General features: G+C 64.8%; 9 protein-coding genes. 6 read left to right on the top strand and 3 right to left on the bottom strand.

The genetic code is table 11. From position 1 onward, the window contains the following. The 4 genes from mtnB to R3280_RS15080 all read left to right on the top strand — a co-directional run. The coding region (mtnB, locus tag R3280_RS15095) for a methylthioribulose 1-phosphate dehydratase (protein WP_318999440.1) at positions 1-360 on the top strand (360 nt) is incomplete at its 5' end. Beyond that, a complete protein-coding gene (locus tag R3280_RS15090) occupies positions 357-914 on the top strand; it encodes a cupin (RefSeq protein ID WP_318999439.1) in 558 nt (185 codons plus the stop codon). The genes mtnB and R3280_RS15090, both read left to right, overlap by 4 nt. Next, positions 914-1600, top strand: a complete 687-nt coding sequence (gene mtnC, locus R3280_RS15085) for an acireductone synthase (protein WP_318999438.1) — start codon at positions 914-916, stop codon at positions 1598-1600. Before R3280_RS15090 ends, mtnC begins: the two co-directional genes overlap by 1 nt. Before the next feature lie 123 nt (positions 1601-1723). Further along, positions 1724-2689 carry a DUF3080 domain-containing protein gene (locus tag R3280_RS15080; protein ID WP_318999437.1) on the top strand — a complete coding sequence of 322 codons (966 nt, stop codon included), beginning with the start codon at positions 1724-1726 and terminating at the stop codon, positions 2687-2689. 22 nt (positions 2690-2711) lie between these two features. On the opposite strand, the gene R3280_RS15075 is transcribed toward R3280_RS15080, so the two are convergent. Genes R3280_RS15075 through wrbA form a run of 3 tightly spaced genes read right to left on the bottom strand, consistent with a single transcriptional unit; the run spans position 2712 to position 5498 of the window. Continuing rightward, positions 2712-4505, bottom strand: coding sequence for a GspE/PulE family protein (locus R3280_RS15075; RefSeq protein ID WP_318999436.1), 1794 nt, complete (start codon positions 4503-4505; stop codon positions 2712-2714). A 16-nt stretch (positions 4506-4521) separates the two neighbouring features. Next, on the bottom strand, positions 4522-4884 hold the full coding sequence (locus R3280_RS15070; RefSeq protein ID WP_318999435.1) for a DUF2069 domain-containing protein: 363 nt from the start codon (positions 4882-4884) through the stop codon (positions 4522-4524). A gap of 14 nt (positions 4885-4898) precedes the next feature. Further along, positions 4899-5498 (bottom strand): NAD(P)H:quinone oxidoreductase, encoded by a 600-nt coding sequence (gene wrbA / locus R3280_RS15065; protein WP_318999434.1) that lies wholly within the window; start codon positions 5496-5498, stop codon positions 4899-4901. Between the two features lie 261 nt (positions 5499-5759). Between wrbA and R3280_RS15060 the strand changes: the two genes are divergently transcribed. Both R3280_RS15060 and dnaE read left to right on the top strand, forming a co-directional pair. After that, positions 5760-6221 (top strand): TlpA family protein disulfide reductase, encoded by a 462-nt coding sequence (locus R3280_RS15060; RefSeq protein WP_413468790.1) that lies wholly within the window; start codon positions 5760-5762, stop codon positions 6219-6221. Between the two features lie 38 nt (positions 6222-6259). Continuing rightward, positions 6260-7455: DNA polymerase III subunit alpha (gene dnaE, locus R3280_RS15055; RefSeq protein WP_318999432.1), on the top strand; the 1196-nt coding region annotated here is incomplete at its 3' end.

Raw genomic sequence — 7455 nt, 5'->3', positions numbered from 1 at the left:
TTCCCGGATGTCGGGGCGGTGCTGCATACCCATTCCGTCAAGGCGACGGTGCTGAGCCGGCTGGTGCCGCCCGGCGAGCCGGTGGTGCTGCAGGATTATGAACTGCAGAAGGCTTTCTCCGGTGTTCAGACCCACGAGGGCAGGGTGCTGGTGCCGGTATTCGACAACACCCAGGACATCGATGCCCTGGCCGAACAGACCCGGCAGTGGTTTACCGATCACCCTGACCAGCCGGGCTATCTGATCCGCGGGCACGGCCTTTATACCTGGGGAAAGACCATGGCAGACTGCCTCCGCCACATTGAGGCCTTCGAATTTCTTTTTGAGTGCGAACTGGAAACCATGAGGGTGCGCCCATGACCGTGTTACGAATCTATCAGCAGAACCAGCCGGAAGCCCCCCACACCGTGACCGAGGACCCGGCCCGCATCGCCAGTCTGCTGGCGGAGCAGGGTGTGCGTTTCGAGCAGTGGCCCACTCGCGACCTGCCGGCCGGTGCCTCCCAGGACGAGGTGCTGGCGGCTTACGAGCAGGAAGTGGAAGGCCTCAAGGCCGAGTGCGGTTTCCGCACCGCCGACGTCATCAGCCTGTCGGCCGACCACCCCCAGAAAGACGCACTGCGCCAGAAGTTTCTCGACGAGCACACCCACAGCGAGGACGAGGTGCGCTTTTTTGTTCGTGGCCAGGGCCTGTTCTACCTGCATTTGGGCCAGGACGTGTACGCGGTGCTGTGCCAGCAGAACGACCTGATCAGCGTGCCCAACGGCACCCGGCACTGGTTCGATATGGGTCCGGAGCCGGAATTCACCGCCATCCGTCTGTTCACCAACACCGAGGGCTGGGTGGCGAACTTCACCGGTGAGGATATCGCATCCCGCCTGCCCCGCTACGAGAGCCTGACAGGAGTGGCCTGATGATCCGGGTCATACTGACCGATATCGAGGGCACCACCACCTCGCTCTCGTTCGTGCACGACGTACTCTTTCCCTACGCTGCCGAGCACATCGGCCAGTTTGTCATGGATGGTGGGGCCGAGGACCCGGCCATACGCGAGCAGCTGGAAGCGGTGGCGGAGCGTTCCGGCGTCAGCGCCAACGATCTGCCCGGACTGGTTGAAGTGCTGGAGAACTGGATCCGTGAGGATCGCAAGGAAACGCCCCTGAAGACGTTGCAGGGCATGCTCTGGCAGCAGGGCTACCAGCAGGGGGCTTTCCGTGGCCACGTCTATCCGGATGCGGCCGAAGCATTGCGGCGCTGGCATGATCGGGGTTTGCGGCTTTACGTATATTCCTCCGGGTCCGTGAAGGCCCAGAAGCTGATTTTCGGCCACAGTGATCAGGGCGACCTGACACCTTTCTTCAGCGGCTATTTCGATACCCGGGTCGGCGGCAAGCGGGACCCGGAGTCCTACCGCGCGATTCTGGACCGGATTGGAATGGAGCCTGAGACGGTGCTCTTCCTCTCTGACGTGGCGGAGGAGCTGGAGGCGGCGGAAACCGTCGGCCTGAAAACAGCCTGGCTGGTTCGCGACGGCGACCTGCCACAAAGCCATCGGCCGGTCCTGCGCGATTTCAACGGCGTCGACGAACTGCTCCGCTGAGTCCTGGCGCAGGCTGGCCCTGTAAAGCACGGGGTCTGGCCTATCAACGCGCGGCGAAACATCCTCCTCTGCGGTCTGCTGCTGGCCCTGGCCGGTTGCAACCCCTTCTCCGAGCCCGGTGCCATGATGGACGAGTACGTCGAGCGTACCGCCCGGGTGCTGGAACTCGAACCCCGCTTCTCTGCCATCGCCGACGCCCCCCGCCTGCCCAGGCGCCGCGAGCGCCAGCTGCCGGTGCCGGAGCTGGAAATCGACATGCTGGACTTCCTGTCACTGTACGGCTGCGATCTGCAGGTGGTGGTGGGGGAGAAAAACTCCATCATGGGCAGGGTCATGCAGCCGCTGAACCGTCTGCGTTACGAGCTGCGTTTCATTGAAGCGGCCCGGGAATGCCTGCCGGACATCGAAAGGGAGGAGCTGGCCGACAGCGTCCGGGAAGCCGTTGATGGCAAGCTTGAGAGCCTGCCGGTGGTGGTCTGGAACGCCACCTGGGGGGTGGAGGAGATCGAATCCCTGCTGACCCTGGCCAAAGGGCCGTTGCCGGTGGATGCCATCGGTGCCACGGCGGCCGCCCTGGGCAAGGATCTGGAGCGCCTGAACGGGGCCATCCGCAAGCTCAACCGCAAGGAGCTGGCACTGGACCTGGAATTCGTCGGCCGTGTGCACCAGCACTGGGACGTGGAATACCGGGCCGGCCAGGTACTCAACAGCGCGGTGCTGCTGATCACCCGGCTGCAGGATGCCACTGGCCTGATTCGCCAGCGTCTCGAGGGCCGGCCGCTGTGCTTCGAGGGCAAGGCCAACAATCAGGCACGGATTGTCCAGAGCATGTTCTTCAGTGTGTACGTGGAGCGGGTCCAGCCCTATCTGGCGGATGTAAGCAGGGTGCGGGCTGAACTGATCGAGCCGCTGGCCGAGCTGGCCAGCCTCCAGCAGGCTGCCATGCCCGCGAGTTTCCGCTCCTATTTTGAGCAGGGCCTGGCTCAGGAGGGGGGCGGTGTCTGGCATCGACTGGATCAGGCCACCGACAACCACACCCGGGCCTGGCAGCAACTGCTGGAGCAGTGCGGCATGCGGCCGGGCGCCTGAGCCAGTTGCGACCGGCGCCGCGCTAGCGCTGGCTCTCCGGTGTAACCCGGAGGATCTCCTCGATGGTGGTCTCGCCCGCCGCGACTTTCTGGGCGCCGCTCAGGCGCAGTGACTTCATGCCGTCCTTGTAGGCCCGCAGGCGCAGCTGCTCGAGTTCGGCCGTATCGTTGATCTGGCCGACCAGGTCGCCGGACAGCTGCAGGATCTCGTAAACACCGGCCCGGCCCATGTAGCCGGTATTGCGGCACTCCAGACAGCCTTGCGGACGGTAGATTTCTTTCGGCGCCGGCGCCTTCCAGGGCCGGGTCAGGGCCTTCCAGGCAGCTTCGTCCACCGGCCCCGGCGTCTTGCAGTGGGGGCAGAGCGTGCGCACCAGGCGCTGCGCCATGACACCCAGCACCGTGGCCCGGATCAGGTAGGGCGGAATGCCCAGCTCCAGCATCCGGGTGATGGCGCTGGGCGCGTCGTTGGTGTGCAGGGTGGAGAGCACCAGGTGACCGGTGAGGGCCGCCTGCACCGCCATCTCGGCGGTCTCCAGGTCCCGGATCTCGCCAATCATGATGATGTCCGGGTCCTGGCGCAGCAGCGAGCGTACCCCGGTGGCAAAGGTCAGCTCGATGTTGTTCTGCACCTGCATCTGGTTGAATGCCGGCTCCACCATCTCGATGGGGTCCTCGATGGTGCAGATGTTCACTTCCGGCGTGGCCAGCTGCTTGAGGGTGGAGTAGAGCGTGGTGGTCTTGCCGGAACCGGTGGGGCCGGTGACCAGTACAATGCCGTGGGGGCGGGTGGTGATGTCCCGCCAGCGCTCCCGGTCTTCCCGCGAAAAACCCAGTTGCTCGAAGGTCTTGAGCAGCACTTCCGGGTCGAAGATCCGCATCACCATTTTCTCACCGAAGGCGGTCGGCATGGTGGCCAGGCGCAGCTCGACTTCGCTGTTGTCCGGCTTGCGGGTCTTGATACGGCCATCCTGGGGCCGGCGCTTCTCCGCCACATTCAGGCGCCCCAGGATCTTGAGACGGCTGGTGACCGCGACACCCACCTGTTCCGGGAACTCGTAGACGTTGTGCAGCACACCGTCGATGCGGAACCGGACCTGGGTGACGGTGCGCCGTGGTTCGATGTGGATGTCGCTGGCACGCTGGTCAAAGGCGTACTGCAGCAGCCAATCGACGATCTTGACCACGTGCTGGTCGTTGGCGTCCGGATTGGCATCGGTGCCCAGGTCCAGCAACTGCTCGAAATTGTGGATGTTGCCGGCGGCACCGCTCTGGCCGCCACTGGCCTTACTGACCGAGCTGGCGAGCTGGTAGAACTCCACGGTGAAGCGGCGGATGTCCTCCGGGTTTGCCACCACCCGCTGGATGTCCTTCTGCAGGACGTGACGCAGATTGGCTTCCCAGTCCGACTTGAAAGGCTCCGCACTGGCGATCAGTACCTCATCGCGACCGATCTCCACCGCCAGGATGCCGTGGCGCTGGGCAAAGGCGTAGGACATCACCCGGGCCACCGCCGGGGCGTCAATCTTGAGGGGGTCAATGTGGTAGTAGAGCTGGCCGGCCCAGTCCGCCAGCCACTGGGTCAGCCGGTCCAGGGTCAGGGTACGGCCGGAAACCAGGCTGGTCGGTGCCGCCACCGCCACGATCTCCAGCGGGTGGCGCTTGACGCTGTCGGCCCCCAGGTTGGCGGACAGGATGCGCTCGGCCTCATCCTGGCTGATCTCACCGGTGGTCACCAGCGCCGTGCAGACGTCCCTCAGGGTCAGGGTGGACCGGTGGGGTGCCGGTGCGCTGGCGGCTCGGGGTTGTTTGGCCATGGCGGCAGCGCTCCGGTCAGTTGGCGGTGGTGGGACGGTTGGCCTTGAGGTGCACCATGGCCAGCACGAAGAGCGCGCCGGACAGGAAAGTCAGGATCAGCGGCACCGTCTCGCCCTCACTGAGCCAGGCGGAGACCACCGCCTGGGTGAAATAGAAGATCACCACAAAGCTCAACCAGATGTAGCCGCGGTTGCTGCCACGGAAGACCGGCACCATGAAGGCCAGCAACGGAATCAGTTTGACGCTGAGGATCAGCATCACGGAAACCTCCTCCACCGGGTTCGGATAGAAGGTGGTCACCGTCAGCACCGCAATCAGGGCGAGGTAGACCAGGATGGTGAGAAAGCGGGTTGTTCGGGCCTTGTCTGAGTACAGCATGGCAGGAGGTCTCGTCAGGTTCGCAGTTTCAGGGCCAGCGTCGCCAGCCGCTGTCCCAGGGTCTGGCAGATGGTCTTCTCGGCGTCGGTGAGCGGCTGGGGCGCGCCGGTTCCGGCCCAGTGTGAGGGTCCGTAGGGGGTTCCGCCGGCGTCGGTATCATTGAGTGCCTGCTCGGTGTAGGGCACGCCGCACAGCACCATACCATGATGCAGCAGCGGCACCATCATGGTCAGCAGGGTGCTTTCCTGGCCGCCATGGAGACTGCCGGTGGAGGTAAAGGCGCCGGCCGGCTTGCCGATCAGCGCCCCGTTGAGCCAGAGGTCGCCGGTGGTATCCAGGAAGTGCTTCAGGGGCGCCGCCATGTTGCCGAAGCGGGTCGGGCTGCCCATTGCCAGGCCGGCGCAGTTCTTCAGGTCGTCCTTGCTGCAATAGGGCGCGCCCTCGGCGGGCACCTGCTTCAGGCTGGCCTCGGTGTCCGGCGACACCGTCGGCACCGTGCGCAGCCTGGCCTCGATGCCGTCCACCCGGGCCACGCCGCGGGCAATCTGCCGGGCCATCTCGGCGGTCTGGCCGGTGCGGCTGTAGTAGAGCACCAGTACGTAAGGCTGGGTCATGGGCAGTGGATCCATTGTTGGTGATTGGCGGTTGGCGAGGCCGCCAGCTCGCGTATAATTTCCGGCCACGGACGGCAAGTGCGGCATGGGCGCTCCGGCGATGAACCGATCGACCGGCGCTCGCAGTGATGGAAAAACCGGAGCGCTTCTGTCATCGTTCCACGCTTTCCCGCACGCTTTTTCCGGCGCGCCGACCTTGCCCGGGTCTGGCTAGGCCGTGCCGTCTGCGGCGCGCGGAGTGGCCGTAGTCTAACAGGAGGCATGTTCGTGAAGTACCCCGGAATCATACTCTTGGCACTGACTTTTGGACTTGCCGGCTGCAACGGCACCGAGTTCCAGAAGGCCAGCGGCGAACCTCTGGCCTGGGACTCCCTGCGGGGCGAATGGGTGCTGGTCAATTACTGGGCGGAGTGGTGCAAACCCTGCCTGGAGGAGATCCCCGAACTGAACGCCCTGGATCGTGACGAACGGATAACGGTGCTGGCGGTCAACTTCGACGGTGTTCAGGACCCGGCCCTGACGGAGCTCGGGGAGCGCATGGGCATCGAGTTCACCATGCTGGCGGAGGACCCGGGCCCCAAACTTGGCTGGAAACTGCCGGTGGCCCTGCCCGCCACCTTCGTGGTGAAACCCAACGGCGAGCTGCTGGAGACCCGCTTCGGTCCCCAGACCGAGGAACAGCTGGAAGCACTGATCGGGAATCGCCAGGCGAACTCCGAGTAACCCTTCAACACCGCTTGCTAACGGATATTCCGCGTCTTATGGCCCAGACTTTCGTACATCTTCGCATTCACTCGGAATACTCACTGGTGGATGGCCTCGTCCGGGTAAAGCCCCTGATCAAGCGCGTGGCCGAGCTGGGCATGCCGGCGGTGGGCCTGACCGAGCAGTCCAACATGTGTTCCCTGGTGCGCTTCTACAAAGGCGCCCTGGGCGCCGGCGTCAAGCCCATTATCGGCGCCGACATCTGGCTGGAGAACCCGGAGGAGCCGGAGGTTCCATTCCGGCTGACCCTGCTGGCCCGGAACAACGACGGCTACAAGAATCTCACCGAAATCATCTCCCTGGGCTACACCGAGGGCCAGCGCCATGGCAAGCCCATCGTCCAGCGGGCCTGGCTTGAGCAACGCCGCCACGGCCTGATCATGCTCTCCGGCGCCAAGCTCGGCGATGTGGGCAAGGCCCTGCTGGCCGGCAAGCGGGAGCTGGCCCAGGCGCGGGCACGGGCCTGGATGGAGCTCTACCCGGACAGCTTCTACCTGGAACTGCAGCGCACCGGCCGGGCGAACGACGAGGAATGCCTGCACGAAAGCGTCGCCCTGGCGGATGAGCTGGGCTGCCCGGTGGTGGCTACCAACGATGTGCACTTCCTCCACGCCGAGGATTTCGAGGCCCACGAAGCCCGGGTCTGCATCGGTGAGAGCCGTACCCTCGACGACCCCCGCCGCGAGCGCCGCTTCAGCGACCAGCAGTACCTGCGCTCGGCGGAGGAAATGATCGAGCTGTTCAGCGACATTCCCGAGGCGGTGGAGAACACCGTCGAGATCGCCCGGCGCTGCAGCGTCAAGGTCCGAATGGGCGAGTACTTCCTGCCCAACTATCCGATTCCCGACGGCATGACCATGGAGCAGTTCTTCCGCAAGGTGTCGGAAGAGGGGCTGGAGGCCCGCCTGGCCAAGACCCTGCCGAAGGACGACCCGGATTATGACGCCAAGCGTGAGGCCTACTACACCCGCCTCAACTTCGAGCTCGACATCATCACCCAGATGGGGTTCCCGGGTTACTTCCTGATCGTGATGGACTTCATCAAGTGGGCCAAGAACAACGGCGTGCCGGTGGGCCCGGGCCGGGGTTCCGGTGCCGGCTCCCTGGTGGCCTACGCCCAGGAGATCACCGACCTGGACCCGCTGGAATACGACCTGCTGTTCGAGCGTTTCCTCAACCCGGAGCGGGTGTC

The sequence above is a fragment of the Marinobacter sp. genome, from assembly GCF_033722195.1.
In the GTDB taxonomy this organism is placed as follows: Bacteria; Pseudomonadota; Gammaproteobacteria; order Pseudomonadales; family Oleiphilaceae; genus Marinobacter.
Note: the sequence above shows the minus strand (reverse complement) of the source record. Positions and strands in the feature narration are given on the sequence as shown.

Coding starts and splice junctions, on each gene's coding strand:
- R3280_RS15090 (WP_318999439.1), top strand. CDS start 357: ATGACCGTGTTACGAATCTATCAGCAGAACCAGCCGGAAGCCCCCCAC.
- R3280_RS15075 (WP_318999436.1), bottom strand. CDS start 4,505: ATGGCCAAACAACCCCGAGCCGCCAGCGCACCGGCACCCCACCGGTCC.
- R3280_RS15070 (WP_318999435.1), bottom strand. CDS start 4,884: ATGCTGTACTCAGACAAGGCCCGAACAACCCGCTTTCTCACCATCCTG.
- wrbA (WP_318999434.1), bottom strand. CDS start 5,498: ATGACCCAGCCTTACGTACTGGTGCTCTACTACAGCCGCACCGGCCAG.
- R3280_RS15060 (WP_413468790.1), top strand. CDS start 5,760: ATGTTCGTGAAGTACCCCGGAATCATACTCTTGGCACTGACTTTTGGA.
- mtnC (WP_318999438.1), top strand. CDS start 914: ATGATCCGGGTCATACTGACCGATATCGAGGGCACCACCACCTCGCTC.
- R3280_RS15080 (WP_318999437.1), top strand. CDS start 1,724: ATGATGGACGAGTACGTCGAGCGTACCGCCCGGGTGCTGGAACTCGAA.